The sequence below is a fragment of the Clostridium saudiense genome (genome assembly GCF_000577815.1).
Classification (GTDB): Bacteria; Bacillota; Clostridia; order Clostridiales; family Clostridiaceae; genus Clostridium; species Clostridium saudiense.
The window spans coordinates 174,659-193,778 of record NZ_CBYM010000002.1 but is presented as its reverse complement, the minus strand read 5'-3'; the positions used below and the strand labels follow the sequence as shown (position 1 = coordinate 193,778).

The following is a 19,120-nucleotide window of genomic DNA, read 5'->3' as shown; positions in this document are numbered from 1 at the left end:
GTGTTTTAGATGAAGGTTGTAATCATCGGTGGTATAGCAGCAGGAATGAGTGCTGCAGCTAAATTTAAAAGACTTTCACCAAATGATGATGTAGTAGTTTATGAAAAGGGAGACATAGTATCTTTTGGAGCATGTGGGCTTCCATATTATGTTGGAGGATTCTTTGAAGATTCAAATGAAATGATAGCAAGAACTCCAGAAGCATTTAGACAATCAGGTGTAGAAATACATACAAAGCATGAAGTAACAAATGTAGATTTCGCTAATAAAAAGTTAACAATAAAGAAACTTGATAGTAATGAAATAATAGAAGAAAGCTATGATAAGTTAATGATTGCAAGTGGTGCAAGAGCAATTATACCACCAATAAAAAATGTTAACTTAGAAAATGTAGTTACATTAAAATCAATGGATGATGGTAATAAATTAAGAGAATTAATGGCAAATGAAGAATATAAAAAAGTTGCTATCATAGGTGCTGGTTTTATTGGACTTGAAGCTGTTGAAGCTGCAAAGCATAGAGGTAAAGAAGTTACTGTTATTCAACTTCAAGACAGAGTTCTTCAAGAAGTATTTGATAAAGATATAACTGATCTTTTAGAAGAAGAGTTAAGAGAGAGTGGAGTTAATCTTTTATTATCAGAAACTGTAACTGAGCTTATTGGTGATGGAAGAGTTTCTAAGGTTAAAACTGATAAAAGAGAAATAGAAGCAGATATAGTTATACTTGCTACAGGTGTAAGACCAAATACTGACTTCTTAAATCCAGATGAAATAAAAATGATTAGAAATGGTGCAATCGTAGTTGATAAATATGGAAGAACATCAGTAGAAGATGTATATTCTGCAGGAGATTGTGCAACTATAAACAGTTTAATTACTGATAAAGAAGTATATGTACCTCTTGCAACAGGAGCTAATAAGCTTGGAAGAATAGTTGGTGAAAATTTAGCAGGTCAAAATAACTCATTCCAAGGATCACTAGCATCTAGCTGTATAAAGGTTATGAATATGGAAGCAGCAAGAACTGGACTTTCAGAAAAAGAAGTTTTAGATTTAGGGTTTAATTATAAAACTAAATTTATAACAGATATGAATCAAACTAGTTACTATCCAGGTAGAGAAAGAATTTATGTTAAGTTAATATATGATGCACATACTAAAGTAATTTTAGGTGGTCAAGTAGCAGGATATAAAGATGCAGTTCAAAGATGTAATGTATTAGCTGCTTGTATTTATGCAAAGATGACAACAGATCAATTAGGAATGTTAGATCTTTGCTATTCACCACCATTTGCAAGAACATGGGATGTTTTAAATGTTGCAGGTAACGTAAGTAAATAAAGTTGTACCTAAGTGGGAGATAAAAATGACAAGTTAAAGACTTGTCATTTTTTGTGTAATTAGCTATAAATCAATGTCAGATTAGAGTATTTCACAACTAGCGAATTATAAAAAAAATTTATAATAAAAAATTCGTATTTTATGATTTACTTTATCAAGAATTTGTGTAATAATATTATAGATTTTGTGCCTAAATAATAATAAAAACAAAATTTTATTATTAATAGTTACAGCTAGTATGAGTGGTTTCATAATAGAAACAATTCATACTAAAAAAAAACTATAAAATTAGGAGTGGACATATGAAAATAGGATTTGATCATGAAAAATATTTAGAAGAGCAATCTAAGTACATATTAGAAAGAGTTAATAACTACGATAAGCTATACTTAGAGTTTGGTGGAAAACTTTTATTTGATTTACATGCAAAAAGAGTTTTACCTGGATTTGATGAAAATGCAAAAATTAAATTATTACATAAATTAAGAGAAAATGTAGAAGTAGTTATTTGTGTTTATGCAGGAGATATAGAAAGAAATAAAATAAGAGGCGATTTCGGAATTACTTATGACATGGATGTTTTAAGATTAATTGACGATTTAAGAAGCTATGATCTAGAAGTAAATTCAGTTGTAATAACTAGATATAATGATCAACCTTCAACTACTGTTTTCATTAACAAATTAGAAAGACGTGGAATAAAAGTTTATAAGCATAGAGCTACTAAAGGGTATCCAACAGATGTTGATACTATAGTTAGTGAAGAAGGATATGGTAAGAACCCTTATATAGAAACTAGTAAGCCAATAGTGGTTGTTACTGCACCAGGGCCAGGAAGTGGAAAGCTTGCTACATGTTTAAGCCAATTATATCATGAAAATAAAAGAGGAAATGTTGCTGGATATTCTAAGTTTGAAACATTCCCAGTATGGAATGTTCCATTAAAGCATCCATTAAATATAGCTTATGAAGCTGCAACAGTTGACTTAAAGGATGTTAACATGATAGATTACTTCCATTTAGAAGCTTATGGAGAAACTGCAGTTAACTATAACAGAGATTTAGAAACATTCCCTGTACTTAAGAGAATTATTGAAAAGATAACAGGAAAAGAATCAGTTTATAAATCACCAACTGATATGGGAGTTAATAGAGTTGGTTTTGGTATAGTTGATGATGAAGTTGTTAAAGAGGCTTCAAGACAAGAAATAATAAGAAGATATTTTAAGACTGGTTGTGAATATAAAAAAGGTTATGTTGATAAGGAAACATTTGAACATGCAAAGCTTATAATGGAACAAGTTAACCTAAAAGAAGAAGATAGAAATGTTGTTCTTCCAGCAAGAGAACGTGCTATTAAATTAAAAGAATTAAATAGTGATATCTGTACAGCAGTTGCTATTGAGTTAGAAGATGGAACTATTCTTACAGGTAAGGGGTCAGAATTATTAGATGCTTCTGCAGCAGCCTTATTAAATTCAATAAAATATTTAGCTAATATTGCTGATGATATGCACTTAATTTCACCAGTTATTTTAGAACCAATTTTAGATTTAAAATCTAAAACATTAGGAAATAAAAAAGTATCATTAAATTGTGAAGAAGTATTAATTGCTTTAAGTATTTCAGCTGCAACTAATCCTACAGCTCAAGTAGCAATGGAAAAGTTAGCTATGCTTAAAAATTGTCAAGCTCATTCAACAACAATATTACCAACTAGTGATGAGCAAACATTTAGAAAACTTGGAATTGATGTAACATGTGATGCAGAATATGCGTCAGAAAGTCTTTTCTATAATAATTAATAAGTATATTCAATAATATTATATAAGGAGTTAACTATATTTTAAAAAATATAGTTAACTCTTTTTTGTTTGAAAAGTAAGCCTTGGTATAACTCCAAAAAATTAAAAGTTAATAATTTATAATCACTAATTTTATATGTCGGAATATTATAAAATTAAGGATAAATTATATAACTAAGGAGGAGCTTAATATGGCAAATTACACAGGAATAGATATAAGCAATTGGCAAGGTAGTATAGATTTTTCACAAGTAAAAAATAGCGGAACACAAATAGTATATATATTAGCATCTCAAGGGAATTATTTTATAGATTCTTATTTACAAGAATTTTATAATGGTGCGATTAGCAATGGATTATTAGTTGGATTTTATCATTTCTTTGATCCAGCAGTTTCAGTAGATGCTCAAGCACAATATTTTACAAATGCTATAAAGGGACTAACTAGTAACTGTAAGCTTGTTTTAGACTTAGAGAAGGCAGGAAACTATGGAGCTAGCGAATTATCAGAATTAGCTGTTGAATTTTTAGAAAAGGTAAAAGCGCTTACAAACACAGAAGTAGCTATATATACTTATGTGAGCTTTGCTAATAATAATATAGTGTCCGGATATGGATTAGAGAATTATCCTTTATGGATAGCAGAATATGGTGTGAATTCTCCACAAGGTAATCCTATATGGGGAAATAGTCATGCTGGATGGCAATATTCAGATACTGGTAGTGTAGCCGGTGTTAGTGGAAATGTAGATATGGATGTATTTACTGAAGAAATGTTATTAGAAGAAAGTAGTAGGATTGTAGGGGATAGTAGCAGTACTAATAATAATTCTAATTCTAATTCAAATAGTAGTTATATTTATTATACAGTACAATCAGGAAATACATTAAGTGGAATAGCAGAGGAATATGGAACAACAGTAAATACTTTAGTAGCTTTAAATGGAATATCAAATCCAAATTTAATATATGTAGGGCAAGTACTAAAAATTCCAGCAACAGGATCAGGAGCAAGTGTATCAACATCATCTACAATAAACTATACAGTACAAGCAGGAGACACATTAAGTGGGATAGCAGAAGAGTATGGAACAACAGTGAATACTTTAGTAGCCTTAAATGGAATATCAAATCCAAATTTAATATATGTAGGACAAGTACTCAAGATTCCAGTATCAGGATCTGAATCAACATCAAATTCTACAGTTACAACCTATACAGTACAATCAGGAGATACTCTAAGTGGAATAGCATTGAAATTTGGAACAACAGTTAATCATTTAGTAGCTATAAATGGAATATCAAATCCAAACTTAATATATGTAGGACAAGTATTAAAAATATAACAATTAAGAGATAAGGTTTTTAAATTTTAGGATAAAGTGAATGGTTAGTATATATTGCTTATAACTATTCACTTTTAATTTTAGATTAATAGAAATTTTTAAGCGTAATTTAAGATTTGGTAGTAGAAGATACATTAATGAATACTAAATAATATGGCAAAAGTACTAAATGGCGATGAGAGTTATATTGACTAACTCTTTGCTAAAATATTATTTGTTAATAAAACGAAGAATAACTAATAAATTGGCAAGGAATAATAAATATAAGGAAATTAATAAAGTAGCGAAAGGAACTGTTTTAATGAGGGAAGAAAAAGTAAAAATAATTCCCCTTGGTGGACTAGGGGAAATAGGTAAAAATATTACAGTTTTTGAATGTGATGATGAAATTATTGTTGTTGATTGTGGAATAGCATTTCCAGATGAAGAGATGTACGGGGTAGATTTAATAATACCAGATATATCGTATTTGAAGAATAATGTTAAAAAGATAAAAGGTATATTCTTAACACATGGACATGAGGACCATATAGGGTCATTACCATATGTACTAAAAGAAGTGAATGTACCCATATATGGAACTAAATTGACTATAGGTATAGTAAAGACAAAGTTAGAAGAACATAATTTACTATCAGAAGTTAAATTACATAATGTTGAAGCTGGAGATATAATTAAATTTGATAAGTTTAAGGTTGAATTTATAAGAAACACCCATAGTATAGCTGACTCTTGTAGCTTAGCTATATTTACTCCAGTTGGTACAATATTACATACAGGGGACTTTAAAATAGATTATACACCAATCGATGGAGAAACAATGGATTTGCAAAGGATATCTAATTTAGGTAAAGAAGGAGTAACTTTACTTATGGCAGATAGTACTAATGTTGAAAGAAAGGGACATTCTTTATCAGAGAAAAGTATAGGGCACACATTAGATAGAATTATTAGTAAAGCTAGAGGAAGAGTTATTGTAGCAACTTTTGCATCTAATATACATAGAATGCAACAAATTGTTGATGCTTCTATTAAAAATAAAAGAAAGGTTGTTTTTAATGGAAGAAGTATGGAGAATATATCAAAAGTTGCAATGGAACTAGGATATCTGCATATACCTGAGAATAGTGTATTAAGTATTGATGATTTAAAAGATTACGATAATAGTAAAATCACATTAATTACAACTGGAAGTCAAGGAGAACCAATGGCATCTTTAGCAAGAATAGCATTTTCTAATCATAGGAAAATAGCTATAGAGCATGAAGATACTTTTATAATTTCTGCTTCTCCAATCCCTGGAAATGATAAACTTATTTCTAGGGTTATAAATGAGTTGTTTAGAAAAGGTGCAGATGTTATATACGAAGATTTAGCAGATGTGCATGTATCAGGTCATGCATATCAAGAGGAGTTGAAGCTAATACATACTTTAGTTAATCCTAAATATTTTATGCCTGTTCATGGTGAATATAGACATTTAAAACATCATGGTGATTTGGCAGAAAATTTAGGTATGGATAAAAATAATATATTTATTTTAGAAACTGGAAATGTACTAGAACTAACTAAAAATGGTTGTAAAAAAGAAGGTAAAGTAAGAACTGGAGCTGTATTTGTTGATGGATTGGGTGTTGGAGACGTTGGGAATATAGTATTAAGGGATAGAAGGCACTTAGCACAAGATGGAATGTTAACTATAGTTGTTGCAATTGAAAGAGAGACATTAAGTATAGTATCAGGACCAGATGTTATTACAAGAGGATTTGTATATGTTAAGGAATCAGAGGAGTTAATCAATAAAGTTAAAGAAATATCAGTAATTGAAGTAGAAAAGTGTTTAGAGATTGGTGTTATTGAATGGTATGTATTAAAAAGTAATGTGAAAAAAGCAGTAGAAAATTATATTTACGAAAAAACAAAAAGAAGACCAACTATAATTCCAATTATAATGGAGACATAAATATAATTTTTAAAATTATATTTACATATTTGATAAAGCAAACAAAAGTATGTATAATTATTATGTAAACATTTAAAGTGGGGAAGGGTAATAAATATGAATATAGGAACAGTTAAAAAATATCAAGAGTTAATGCAAGAATTTTCAAAAACTCCAAGAGAAGATGTTATGAGATTTAAAAAGAAATATGAAGAAGTTTTAAGTGAATTCTTAAAGTTAGAAGAAGTTTATACTATAGCTTCAAAAAAATCTTCGTTAGAAGATATTAAAAATAATGTAGCTAAGCCATTATGTGCGTTAAATCATAAAAAAATGCCAGGAATGTGGTTTTTTTCTGAAAGAGAATTTGCACAAGACTTTGTAAAGCATTTTGGCTTAATAAAAGATGGAGTTGAATATATAAGAACATTAAAAGGTGAAGAAATTATAGAAGCAATTAAGTATGGAGTATTTAATGGTATTTATCAGTTTTCTATAGATGAAGGTAAATGTACCATGGTTATGGTTCCATATGATTTATTAAATGCTTATTTCAATAGCAAAGGTGAAGAGAACTTTTTAGAAAAAAATCAATATGAATTAATGATTCTATTTACTATGATGAAGTTCCATGGAAAGCTTGTATATGCAATTGAAAGTGATGATTTAGGTAAAGATGGAAAAAGTAAATTAGCTTGCGATAGAAAAGGTGTACTTAATTTATTTGAAAAGAAAGATGATGCCGATATACATAAATATGATATTGGATATGGTAGAAAAGAATCAAAGGGATTAAATATAATTGAATTAAGAAATTCAATTAATGAAATTTCAGAAGAAGTAGAAGTAGTAAAGATTGAAATTAAAGAAAATGTATTTGAAATAAGTAGTAAAAAGTTAGCTTATATATTAAATGAAATGACTAAAATTAATCAATAAATTATATAAAAAAATAACTGAATTTAAGATAATATTGAATAGTAATATACATGTAAATGATATTATGAATATTAGATATAGCTAGGATAAATACACCTTGTGGCTAATTTAGTGAGTTTCCATTATTGTTAGTATAGATAGCTTTTTACTTTTTAATTAAAATTATATATAATATTTAAATGAAAGTTATTATATTAAAAATTTTACTTTTATAAGATTGAAAGGAGATTTATCTATGAAAGATTTATTAGATAAAGGAGCTGTAGTACAAAGGGATATGGAAACATATGCAATAGCGCCACATTTAACAGGAGGTTTAATTACTCCAAAGCAATTAAGAGATATAGCTGATGTTGCAGAAAGATATAATGCTTCTGCTGTAAAAGTTACTGGAGCTCAAAGAATTGCTATAGTTGGAATAAAGGAAGAAGATATAGATAAGGCATGGGCTGATTTAGGAATGAAACCTGGAGCTGCTATAGGGTTATGCGTTAGAAGCGTAAAGATATGCCCAGGAACTACTTTCTGTAAGAGAGGATTACAAGATTCAGTTGCAATAGGATCTAAATTAGATGGTGCATTCCATGGAAGAAATCTTCCTAATAAGTTAAAAATAGGTGTAAGTGGATGTCCAAATAGTTGTGCTGATAGCCATACAAGAGATATTGGTTTAATTGGAGGACCTAAAGGATGGATTCTTTACCTTGGAGGAAGAGGTGGAGTTATTCCTAGATTAGGTGATAGAATAGCTATGAATATTCCAGATGAAAAAATCTTTGATGTAGTTGAAAAAGTAATAGATATTTATGCTGAACATGGTCAAGGAAGAGAAAGATTAGGAAATTATATAGATAGAATTGGCTTAGAAGAATTTAAAAAGCAATTAAATATTGAAGAGTTTTTAAATGCATAATTTAAGATAATAGAGGCAAATATTAAAGTATGATTAACATAATCAGCTTTAATATTTGCTTTTTTATTATTTAAACTAGTTATATAGAAAAATTTAAATAATATTTAAAAGTAGTACAAAATATATAGTGTTTAAGAGAAATTCTTTTATTATAAAAAGGTATTTCGAGAGTTAAAGTTATTTACTTAACATAAATATAGGGTATACTAATTAAATGAAATAATAAATTTTTATAAAGATGAGGGAAGCAGATTGAATAATACATTTAGTAAATATAATTTATGCAATGAAATAATGAAAGCATTAGATGGTATAGGATATAAAAATCCATCAGATGTACAGGATAAAGTAATTCCAGAAGTGCTTAAGGGAAATGATATCATAGTTAAATCTCAAACAGGGAGCGGAAAGACAGCTGCATTTGCAATACCTTTAAGTGAAAAGGTAGTTTGGGAAGAAAATAAACCACAAGCTTTAATATTAACTCCAACAAGAGAACTTGCAATTCAAGTAAAAGAAGAAATTAAAAATATAGGAAGATTTAAAAGATTAAAAGCTGTTGCTGTATTTGGAAAACAACCTTTTTCAGAACAAGCTAGAGAATTAAAGCAAAAATCACACTTTGTTGTTGGAACTCCAGGAAGAGTATTTGATCATATTGATAGAGGAACATTAGATACTTCAGAGATTAAATATTTAGTAATTGATGAAGCAGATGAAATGTTAAACATGGGATTTATAGATCAAGTAAGAGATATTATTAATACCTTAAACAAAAATAGACAAACAATGCTGTTTTCAGCAACTATTCCCGAGGAAATAATATCATTATGTAATATGTATATGAAGAATCCTATTAATATTGAAATAAAATCACAAAAGCTAATAACTGATAATATTAAACATGAACTATATAGATTTGAAGAGTTTTATAAATTGGATAACTTAAGTAAGCTTTTGATAAGTGAAGCTCCTGAAACTGCAGTTATTTTCTGTAAAACTAAAGAGAATGTTGATAAGGTTTTTGAAAATTTAAATAAGAAGGGTTATTCAGTTAATAAAATTCATGGCGGTATGCTTCAAAAAGATAGACTTGATGTTATGGATAAATTTAAAAGAGGGAATTTTAGAGTTTTAGTAGCTACGGATGTTGCTGCAAGAGGAATTGATGTTGAAGGAATTACTCATGTTATAAACTATGATTTGCCTGTTGAAAAAGAAGCTTATGTACATAGAATAGGAAGAACAGGAAGAGCTGGAGCTAGTGGGAAAGCTATATCTTTTGTTAATCAATATGAAGATGGATTACTTGATATGATTCAAGAATACATAGGTTTTAAAATTCCAGTAAGTAGTGAACTTCCAGAAGTAAATTCTGAAAAAAGAAATGAGTCTATTAAGTTATTAAAGTCTAAGCCAAAAATGAAAAGAGAAAAAGATAAAGTAATTAATAAGAATATTACTAAAATATATTTCAATGGTGGTAAAAAGAAAAAATTAAGACCAGGAGATTTTGTAGGTGCTATTTCAAGAATAGAAGGAATTACTGCCGAAGATATAGGAATAATAGATGTTCAAGATACTGTATCTTATGTTGATATTTTAAATGGAAAAGGAAACAAGGTTATAGAAGCACTTAAAAATTCAACAATAAAAGGTAAAAAGCTTAAGGTAGAAAAGGCAAGAAAGTAATAAAGTATTAAGGGTTGTATCAAAATTGATACAACCTTTTTGTTAAAAGTAGATATAATTAATATAAAAAATGAACATTTATTAAGAAAATTAAACAATTTTTATTTAAACTATTGATATTAAGGTAAAAATAGTATATTCTATTGGTAACGTTAACATTAAAAATTATCATATTTAATATATAGTTTAAAAATTATACAAGGGGGCAGATTAGTTATGGGAATAGCTGTTATAGAAAATAACAATAGATTTAATATAGTATGTAATAATATTAAAGATAGATCTTCAAAAAGTGAAATATGTAATAGTAAGGATGGAAAAAGATTTTATAAAATAAAAGGTTTTTCTAAGGATAAGGCTGTAGAATGTATAGAAATAATATCAAAAGATAGATTAGAAGTTGTTCTTACTTTTAAAGGAGTATCGTTAGAGGATACTAAAATGTTAAAGAGAATAAAGTTAAAAGGTTTAAAAGAGGATGCAATTTATAAGAACATAAGAACGAGGGAAGTATTTTCAGGTGGGGCATTAATGAATTTAGGAGTAAATATTAATACACTATGTGGAGATATTGAAGGTAGTGTTATTTATTTAAAGGCAATATAAAATATAATGAAGTGAAAATTTTTATAGGAAGCTTAAATTGGCTTCCTTTTTTGTTTTACAAAATATAATGTATAATTACTTTATAAGAGCAAATTAGAAATAGAATTTAGGAGTAAATTATTATGAACTACAAAGTAATATTATTTGATGCAGATGAAACTTTATTTGATTTTAAAAAAACAGAAAGAGAAGCTTTTAAAAATACTATGATGGAATTTGGATTTGATTATGATGAAAGGTATCATTTTAGTATATATAAAGAAATAAATACTGCTATTTGGAAAGAACTTGAGGAAGGCATAATTACTCAAGAAAAATTAAAAATAGAAAGGTTTAAAAGATTAAATGATAAGTTGAATGCGGGTTTTGATGAGGAAGAATTTTCAAAAGCTTACATGATTAATTTAGGTAATGGATCCTTTTTACTAGATGGAGCAATTGAACTTATAGAAGATTTAAGTAGTAAGTATATTCTTTCTATTGTAACTAATGGTCTTACCATTGTACAAGAAAGAAGAGTTAAAAATTCGGTTATCGCAAAATACTTTAAAGATATAGTAATTTCAGAGGAGGTGGGAATTTCAAAGCCAAATCCTGAAATTTTTGAATATGCTTTAAGTAATATTGAAGGTGTAAATAAAAATGAGATTCTTATGATTGGAGATAGCTTGAGCTCTGATATAAGAGGTGGTATTAATTATGGTATTGATACTTGTTGGTTTAATATACACAAGGAAAAAAATAATAGTGGTTTAAGCCCTACTTATGAAGTGTCTAGCTATAAAGAATTAGCAGATTTATTATCATAAATAAATTGGAGGAAATAAAACCGTGAAGCAAGAAATATTGAAGAAGGTTAAGGAGCAGTTGGCCAAGGATTATAATTGTTCAGTTGAGGATTTTGATAATAGAAATAATTTAATAACAAATATTAAGTTAAATGAAGGTGCTAGAAGGTATACTGATGATAAAGAAATATTAAAAATACTTGTTTTTAATGGAAAGGCAATTTTATCTGCTGATGAATGTATTAAAGAATGGTGCAACGAAAAGTTTTCAAATGGAAATGGTGATTGGCTATTTTTATATTCCAATTTAAGAATCATAGACAAAAAGTTAAATGAATTTGGATATGAAATAGAAAATACCCATCATTATTATTTGCCATATGGTATAGATGATGATATAGTAAATGATTTAAAATGGTATAATCAAGATGAAATAAAGCAGTTTAATGATGATAATAGATTTGATGAAGCATTTGCATTTGATAATAATTTTCCAGATGTACTTGCTGTAGCTAAGATTGATGAGCGTGGAAATATATTGGGAATGGCTGGAGCTAGTAAAGATAGTGATGTAATGTGGCAAATTGGAATTAATGTTTTAGAAGGCGCTGAAGAGAAAGGTGTTGCTAAGACTGTAGTTAAAGCATTAAAAAATGAAATACTACGTAGAGGAAAGGTTCCTTTTTATGGTACAGTAGAATCACATATAATATCACAAAAGGTTGCATTGGCTTCAGGATTTTATCCAGCTTTTGCAGAAGTGAAGATAAGAAAAATATAATAGTTGTTAATAAAGAAAAAATAAATAGATTATCTCCAGAAATTAATATAACTTTCCTTAAGATACTCTATTTATTTTTTCGCCTTACCATGATGCAACCATTAAATATAGTGTGTATTTCTGAATTCTGATGGAGTAACGCCTTCAAAAGATTTAAATGTTCTAGAAAAATGGCTTTGATCATAAAAGCCAAGAGATATAGCAATATCAAGCATACTTTTATTAGTTGTAAGTAATAAAACCTTAGCTCTATCTATTTTAATTTTTTTAGAATATTTCATTAAAGAAATTCCCATATGCTTTTTAAAACAAGTAGAAGCATATTCAGGAGTTATTCCTAAATGTTCAGATATTTTATCGAGAGACATAAAACTTTCAATATTCATATGCAAATGTTGAAGAAGCTTGTTTACTATAAAGTTGTCCTTCACTTCAACATCACTAATTAAAAATTCAAGATATGCTTCAGCCATTTCAAGTTCAAGTTCTTGTAAGGCTTTTAAATCATTTAAAGTAGGTATTTTTTCATAATACTTATTGTATAAAGTATGTAAGTATTTCTTTGAAATACCATGTCTTATAATTTCCTTAGAAAATATAGCATTCCAAATATATAAATCTATTTTTTTATCCTCAATGTTTAAATCATCTTCTAATTCACCAATATGCTTTTGTTGAATTTTATAAAGTATAGCAGGCCTGTCACTAGTATCGATAAAAGATGAAAATTCATTACTAAATATATTTAAATCTGAAATAAAGCTTTCATACATAAAAAAATCCCCCATCTTAAAATAAAATATATTAAATATATAACTATTATATTATAAATATACAAATTAGCTCAACTTAAAAATTTATAATTATGTATATAGATATTATAAAATAGATGAGGTGGTTATATGAATAAGCATGCAGTTTTTCATGTTTTAGATACTCCTTATGCTTATGGTAAGGATAAAGATACATTAGTAGTTAGAGTAAGGGTAGCAAGAAACGATGTTAATGAATGTTATATCTATTATAAGGATAGGTATGATTGGGAAAATCCATATTTAAAAAAGAAAATGATAGTTGTTGCTGAAACTGAGTTGTTTACGTATTATCAGGCAGAAATTTCAGTGTTTAGAAATAGATATAGATATTATTTTGAGTTTATAGATAATAATAATCAAAGGTTTGAATATAATGAACGAGGATTTGTTAATCGAGAGTTTAAATATAATGATATGAATTCATTCCAATTTCCATATATAGCAGAAGAGGATTTATATTATGAAGAAAAGTGGCTTCAAGAGTCAGTGGTATATCAAATTTTCCCAGATAGATTTTGCAATGGTGATAGCAATATAAATGTTGAAGGAACACTTCCATGGGGAAAGGGTAAGGTTCATAAAAGAAGTATGTATGGGGGTGATTTGAGAGGGATAATAGATAAATTGCCATATTTAAAAGATTTGGGGATAAATTTAATTTACTTAACGCCTATTTTTAAATCAACAACTAATCATAAATATAATACAAAAGATTACTTTGATATAGATCCTCAATTTGGTACTTTAAGTGAAGCAAGAGAATTGGTTGAAAAGGCACATAGTAATGGAATAAGGATAGTATTTGATGCTGTTTTTAACCATTCAGGATCAGATTTTTTCGCATTTGAAGATGTGATTAAAAATCAACAAGAATCAAAATATAAGGATTGGTATTTTATTGATTCATGGCCAGTTAGTAAGTCAAAGAATAAGTATTATACATTTGCAAACGGTTGTGATAATATGCCGAAATTAAATACAAATAATGAAGAGGTTAAAGAGTATTTACTTAAGGTTGGAGAGTATTGGATTAAAGAAATTGGAATAGATGGTTGGAGACTTGATGTTTGTGATGAAGTTGGGCATGAATTTTGGAGAGCTTTTAGGAAGGTAGTTAAGAAAGCTAATAAAAATGCTGTTATTATTGGTGAAATAATGCACGAAGCAAATTCTTTCTTAAAAGGGGACCAATTAGATGGAATTATGAACTATCCATTTAAAAATGCAATTATAGATTTCTTTGGTAAAAACATTATTACAGCAAGAGAGTTTTTAGATATAATGGCTGAAAATAGGGTTTTATATATGGATAGTATAACTAAGCAAATGTGGAATTTGGTTGGAAGTCATGATACTAAAAGAATTTATGATGAATGTGAAGGTAATATAGATAGAATTAAATTAGCAATTGCATATCAATTTTTATATTTAGGTGTTCCATATATTTATTATGGAGATGAAGTTGGTTTAGATGGAGGAGATGACCCTCAAAACAGAAAATGTATGATTTGGGATGAAGAAAAGCAAAATAAAGAGTTGCTTAATTTCTACAAAAAAATGATTAAAATTAGAGCTTCAAATAAGGCGCTTGTTCATGGTGATTTTGAAGAAGTGTATTGTGATGAAAACTTATTAGCGTTTAAAAGGGTACTAAATGATGAAAAGTTAATAGTTATATTTAACAATAGTGATGAAGATGCTATTATAGAATTAAATTTAAAATGTAGTGCTAAAGAGCTAATTACAGGTAATATCCAAGAATTAAAGAAAATAAATTTAGATAAAAGATCATTTAAAGTTTTTAAATACTAAAAGTAAATTAATGACATTAATAAGCTTCGGTGTAGAATTGATAAAATTAATTTTACATCGAAGTAATTTAATCATAATTATATTGACAAACTGTAAAAATATGATAATATAAAATTAAGAAAACAATTTCATGAGTCCTAAAAAGGGAAAAATTTTTTAAGGACTTTATTAAAATAATTAATAAAGAAGTGATGTAATGAATAAGGTAGTAAGAGGTAGCTTTGAACTTATGAAGCAATTAAATGTTTCAGCGGTACTTAAGGTTATTAGAGATAATGGAAGTTTATCACGTGCTGATGTTGCAAAGATAACAGGATTAACGCCGGCAAGTGTGACTAATATTACTAAAATGCTTATAGAAGATGAATATTTAGTTGAATGTAAAGTAGGACAGTCAAGTGGAGGAAGGCCACCAATAATGTTAGAATTAAATCCAAATGCCAGATGTGTAATAGGAATAAGTATTGGCGTAGGGATGATAGATGTTGTCATAACAAATCTTTCGGCAGAAATTATATTAAAAAAATCTATTGAAATTAATGAAGAAAGATATGATTATGATTTTGTTTTTAAAGAGTTAGTTAAATTAATTAATGAAGTTATAGAATGTAGTAAAATTGAAAAAGAAAAAATATTAGGGGCAGGGGTAGCGTTACATGGAATAGTAAATGCTAGAACAGGAATGTCTATATACTCACCTTACTATGGCTGGAAGGAAATAAATATTAAAGAAGCATTAGAAAATGAATTAAACTTAGGTGTTTATGTTGATAATGATGTTAGAGCAATGGCTTTAGGAGAAAGTTGGTTTGGAATTACTAAGGATATATCAAATTTTGTAACATTGAATATTTCAAATGGTATAGGTGCTGGAATTATTATAAATAATAAACCTTATTATGGGGTTGATTTTAGTGCAGGAGAAATAGGTCATATAGTTGTTGAAGGTGATGGAGATAAATGTAATTGTGGCAATTATGGATGCCTTGAGACAGTTGCATCTAATAATAATATTACTAAAAAAGCTATTAAACTTATTAAGCAAGGTACAAATAGTGTTTTAAAAGAGTTAAAGGCTGATATTAATCAATTAACAATAGAAGATATTTCTGAAGCAGCTAAGTTAGAAGATGAGTTAGCAATATCTATAATAAAGGAAGCAGCAAGATATATAGGAATAGCAATTACAAATTTAATAAATATATTAAATCCTACATCAATAGTAGTTGTTGGTGAAATATTTGAAAATACATTCTATGCAATTGAGACATTAAATGAAATTGTCAAGAATAGAGGAATGAAGCTTTCAAGTGAAAATGTAAGGATAATTAAAAGTATGTTAGGAAGAGATGCAGCAGTAGTTGGTGCTACAACATTAGTAATACAAGAAATATTTAATGGGATGAGTATTAATTAAATATGAGATAGACAAATAACCAAAGTTTGTTAAATCAATTAAAAAATAAAAATAAAAGTGGATGGTGAGATTATGAATAAAATTGGGTATGAAATTGAGAGGCTTTTAAAATTTGCATTGAGTAAGGAAATGATTTCCAAGTGGGACATAATTGCAACAAGAAATGCATTAATTGATTTATTGAAAGTTGAGGAACCATTTGAAGGTGAAGTAGAAGAAGTAATTGAAGAGACACCTGTTAAGATATTAAATAATATTTTAGATTATGCAGTTGAGGCTGGATTAATAGAAGAAAATACAACAACACATAGAGATTTATTTGATGCTAAGATTATGGGCTTATTAATGCCAAGAGAAAGTGAAGTTGTTAAGAGTTTTTATGATAAGTATGAAAATGAATCTAAGGAAAAAGCAACAGATTGGTTTTATGATTTAAGCAAAGCATCAAATTATATTATGACAGAAAGAATAGCTAAAAATCTTTGGTGGCCTGCAAAAACAGAATATGGTGAGTTAGAAATAACGGTTAATTTATCTAAACCAGAAAAAGATCCTAAAGAAATTGCAAAAGCTAAGCTAATGAAACAATCAACATATCCAAAATGTCTTCTTTGTAAAGAAAATGTAGGGTATGCAGGTAGATTAAATCATCCAGCAAGACAAAATCATAGAATTATACCTATGATTTTAGATAATAGAGAGTGGTTTATGCAATACTCACCATATGTTTACTATAATGAGCATTGTATTGTATTTAGTGGTGAACATGAGCCAATGAAATTAACAAGAGGTTCAATTGAAAGGCTTGTTGAATTTACAGAAGTTTTACCACATTATTTTATAGGTTCAAATGCGGATTTACCAATAGTAGGTGGTTCAATATTAACACATGATCATTACCAAGGTGGAAGACATGAATTCCCAATGGAAAAGGCTAAAGTAGAAAAATACTATGAAAGTAGTAAATATAGAAATCTTGAAATTGGAAGTGTTAAATGGCCAATGTCTGTAGTTAGAATTAAGGGAAATAATAAGAATGAAGTTATAGATGCAGCAATGGATATATTTGAAGCATGGAAAATGTATTCTGATGAAGAAAATGATATATTAGCATTTTCAGGAGATATACCTCATAATACAGTAACACCAATAGCAAGAAGAAAAGGTGATGCTTTTGAGTTAGATATAGTATTAAGAAATAATAGAACTTCTGCAGAACATCCAGATGGAATATTCCATCCACATAAGGAACTTCATCATATAAAGAAAGAAAATATAGGATTAATTGAAGTTATGGGATTAGCTGTTTTACCAGGACGATTAGAGAAGGAATTAGATATTATAGCTAATATACTATGTGGTGAATTAGATTATAACAGAGAAGAAGCAGAAAGAAATAATGAAATTAATAAGCATATTCCATGGATAGAAAAAATGTTAAGAGAAAATTCATCATTAAATTATATTGAGGCAAAGGAATTGCTTAAAAAGGAAGTTGGATTTATATTCTCAAAAGTACTTGAAGATGCTGGTGTATTTAAGAGAAATAAAAAAGGACAGGCTGGACTAGATAAATTCTTAAACCAAGTACTTTAGATAGTGATAAGTTTGTTATTTAATTTTATAAATAGATTGTTATAAGAGAGGTTGAATAGAGAATGAATAGAGAAGAAATGTTACAGTTATTTAAAAATGAATATGGTGTAGATGATAGAGAGATAAAAACTTTCTTATCGCCAGGAAGAGTTAATTTAATTGGAGAACATATAGATTATAATGGTGGATTTGTATTTCCAGGAGCACTTACTGTTGGTATTTATGCTGCATTAGCATTAAGAGATGATAGTAAAATAAGAATGAGATCAAAAAATGTTGCTGGTGAAGTTATTATAGATTTAGATAATGAATTAGTATATAAGAAGGAAGATGATTGGGGTAATTACCCGAAGGGAGTTATCAAAGAACTTAAGGATTTAGGGCATAAGGTACCAGGAATGGATATTGTGCTATTTAGTAATATTCCAGATGGTGCTGGACTTTCATCTTCAGCTGCGCTTGAAGTTTTAATGGCATATATTATTCTTTATTTAGAAAATCCAGAAAAAATTGATAGAGTTGAAGTAGCTAAGCTTTGTCAAAAGGTAGAGAATGAATTTGTAGGTGTTAATTGTGGAATAATGGATCAATTTGCAGTAGCTGTAGGAAAGAAGGATCATGCAATATTATTAGATTGCGCTTCTCTTTATTATGAATATGCTCCATTAAATTTAGGTGAATATAGCTTAGTAATAATGAGTACTAACAAGAGGAGAGAACTTGCAGATTCAAAGTACAATGAAAGAAGAGCCGAATGTGAAAAGGCGCTTGCTATTATAAATAGTAATAAAGAAAGAAAATTAGAAAATCTATGCCAAGCAACTTTAGATGATATAGAAAAATTCATCACTGATGAAACTATAAAAAGAAGAGCCGTACATGTTGTTAGTGAAAATGAAAGAGTTAAAATGAGTATGGAAATGCTTAAGAATAATGATATCTTAGGCTTTGGAGAACTTTTAACAGCTTCACATATGTCTCTTGAAAAAGATTATGAAGTTACAGGGATTCATCTTGATACTTTAGTTCATGAAGCTTTAAAGATTGAAGGCTGTATTGGCGCTAGAATGACAGGTGCTGGATTTGGAGGATGTGCAATAGCTTTGGTTGATAATGCTAAAGTAATTGAATTCAAAGAAAAAGTATCTGTAGCATATGAAGAGGTTACAAAAATTAAACCATCATTCTATACAAGTAATATAGGTGAAGGAACTCATGTGCTTAATTAGCAAAACATATAAAATTATTGGAAACCTAAAAAGGTTTCCTTTTTTCTTGTAAAGAATAGTATTCAATTACAAATAGATAAATTTATTGACTACTA

General features: G+C 28.2%; 15 protein-coding genes. 14 read left to right on the top strand and 1 reads right to left on the bottom strand.

The window, feature by feature from the left end; all coding sequences use genetic code 11:
* The first annotated feature begins 9 nt into the window (after positions 1–9).
* The 10 genes from TY07_RS02215 (at position 10) to TY07_RS02170 (ending at position 12,156) form a co-directional block, all read left to right on the top strand.
* Entirely contained in the window at positions 10–1,344 is a 1,335-nt protein-coding gene (locus TY07_RS02215; protein ID WP_042394632.1) for a CoA-disulfide reductase, read from the top strand.
* Positions 1,345–1,646: 302 nt separating this feature from the next.
* Positions 1,647–3,149 (top strand): DUF1846 domain-containing protein, encoded by a 1,503-nt coding sequence (locus TY07_RS02210; RefSeq protein WP_042394629.1) that lies wholly within the window; start codon positions 1,647–1,649, stop codon positions 3,147–3,149.
* A 191-nt stretch (positions 3,150–3,340) separates the two neighbouring features.
* A complete protein-coding gene (locus tag TY07_RS02205) occupies positions 3,341–4,495 on the top strand; it encodes a LysM peptidoglycan-binding domain-containing protein (protein WP_042394626.1) in 1,155 nt (384 codons plus the stop codon).
* 301 nt (positions 4,496–4,796) lie between these two features.
* Positions 4,797–6,458 carry a ribonuclease J gene (locus TY07_RS02200; protein ID WP_042394749.1) on the top strand — a complete coding sequence of 554 codons (1,662 nt, stop codon included), beginning with the start codon at positions 4,797–4,799 and terminating at the stop codon, positions 6,456–6,458.
* Between the two features lie 96 nt (positions 6,459–6,554).
* Positions 6,555–7,376 carry a hypothetical protein gene (locus TY07_RS02195; RefSeq protein ID WP_042394624.1) on the top strand — a complete coding sequence of 274 codons (822 nt, stop codon included), beginning with the start codon at positions 6,555–6,557 and terminating at the stop codon, positions 7,374–7,376.
* A 235-nt stretch (positions 7,377–7,611) separates the two neighbouring features.
* Positions 7,612–8,289 carry a nitrite/sulfite reductase domain-containing protein gene (locus TY07_RS02190; protein WP_042394622.1) on the top strand — a complete coding sequence of 226 codons (678 nt, stop codon included), beginning with the start codon at positions 7,612–7,614 and terminating at the stop codon, positions 8,287–8,289.
* A 252-nt stretch (positions 8,290–8,541) separates the two neighbouring features.
* Positions 8,542–9,981, top strand: a complete 1,440-nt coding sequence (locus TY07_RS02185; protein WP_042394619.1) for a DEAD/DEAH box helicase — start codon at positions 8,542–8,544, stop codon at positions 9,979–9,981.
* 216 nt (positions 9,982–10,197) lie between these two features.
* Positions 10,198–10,587: a GH36 C-terminal domain-containing protein gene (locus TY07_RS02180; protein ID WP_042394616.1), complete on the top strand. Its 390-nt coding sequence runs from the start codon at positions 10,198–10,200 to the stop codon at positions 10,585–10,587.
* Between the two features lie 122 nt (positions 10,588–10,709).
* On the top strand, positions 10,710–11,396 hold the full coding sequence (locus TY07_RS02175; protein ID WP_042394613.1) for a YjjG family noncanonical pyrimidine nucleotidase: 687 nt from the start codon (positions 10,710–10,712) through the stop codon (positions 11,394–11,396).
* A gap of 22 nt (positions 11,397–11,418) precedes the next feature.
* Positions 11,419–12,156, top strand: a complete 738-nt coding sequence (locus TY07_RS02170; RefSeq protein WP_042394610.1) for a GNAT family N-acetyltransferase — start codon at positions 11,419–11,421, stop codon at positions 12,154–12,156.
* Positions 12,157–12,257: 101 nt separating this feature from the next.
* On the opposite strand, the gene TY07_RS02165 is transcribed toward TY07_RS02170, so the two are convergent.
* A complete protein-coding gene (locus TY07_RS02165; protein ID WP_042394607.1) occupies positions 12,258–12,929 on the bottom strand; it encodes a helix-turn-helix transcriptional regulator in 672 nt (223 codons plus the stop codon).
* A 129-nt stretch (positions 12,930–13,058) separates the two neighbouring features.
* On the opposite strand from TY07_RS02165, the gene TY07_RS02160 reads away from it, so the two are divergent.
* The 4 genes from TY07_RS02160 to TY07_RS02145 all read left to right on the top strand — a co-directional run bounded on the left by TY07_RS02160 (position 13,059) and on the right by TY07_RS02145 (position 19,025).
* On the top strand, positions 13,059–14,783 hold the full coding sequence (locus tag TY07_RS02160) for a glycoside hydrolase family 13 protein (protein WP_042394604.1): 1,725 nt from the start codon (positions 13,059–13,061) through the stop codon (positions 14,781–14,783).
* A 196-nt stretch (positions 14,784–14,979) separates the two neighbouring features.
* Entirely contained in the window at positions 14,980–16,200 is a 1,221-nt protein-coding gene (locus TY07_RS02155) for an ROK family transcriptional regulator (protein ID WP_042394601.1), read from the top strand.
* Between the two features lie 72 nt (positions 16,201–16,272).
* Positions 16,273–17,796, top strand: a complete 1,524-nt coding sequence (gene galT, locus TY07_RS02150; protein WP_042394599.1) for a UDP-glucose--hexose-1-phosphate uridylyltransferase — start codon at positions 16,273–16,275, stop codon at positions 17,794–17,796.
* A gap of 62 nt (positions 17,797–17,858) precedes the next feature.
* Complete coding sequence (locus TY07_RS02145) at positions 17,859–19,025, top strand: galactokinase (RefSeq protein ID WP_074431743.1); 1,167 nt, start codon at positions 17,859–17,861, stop codon at positions 19,023–19,025.
* The last annotated feature ends 95 nt before the right edge of the window (positions 19,026–19,120 follow it).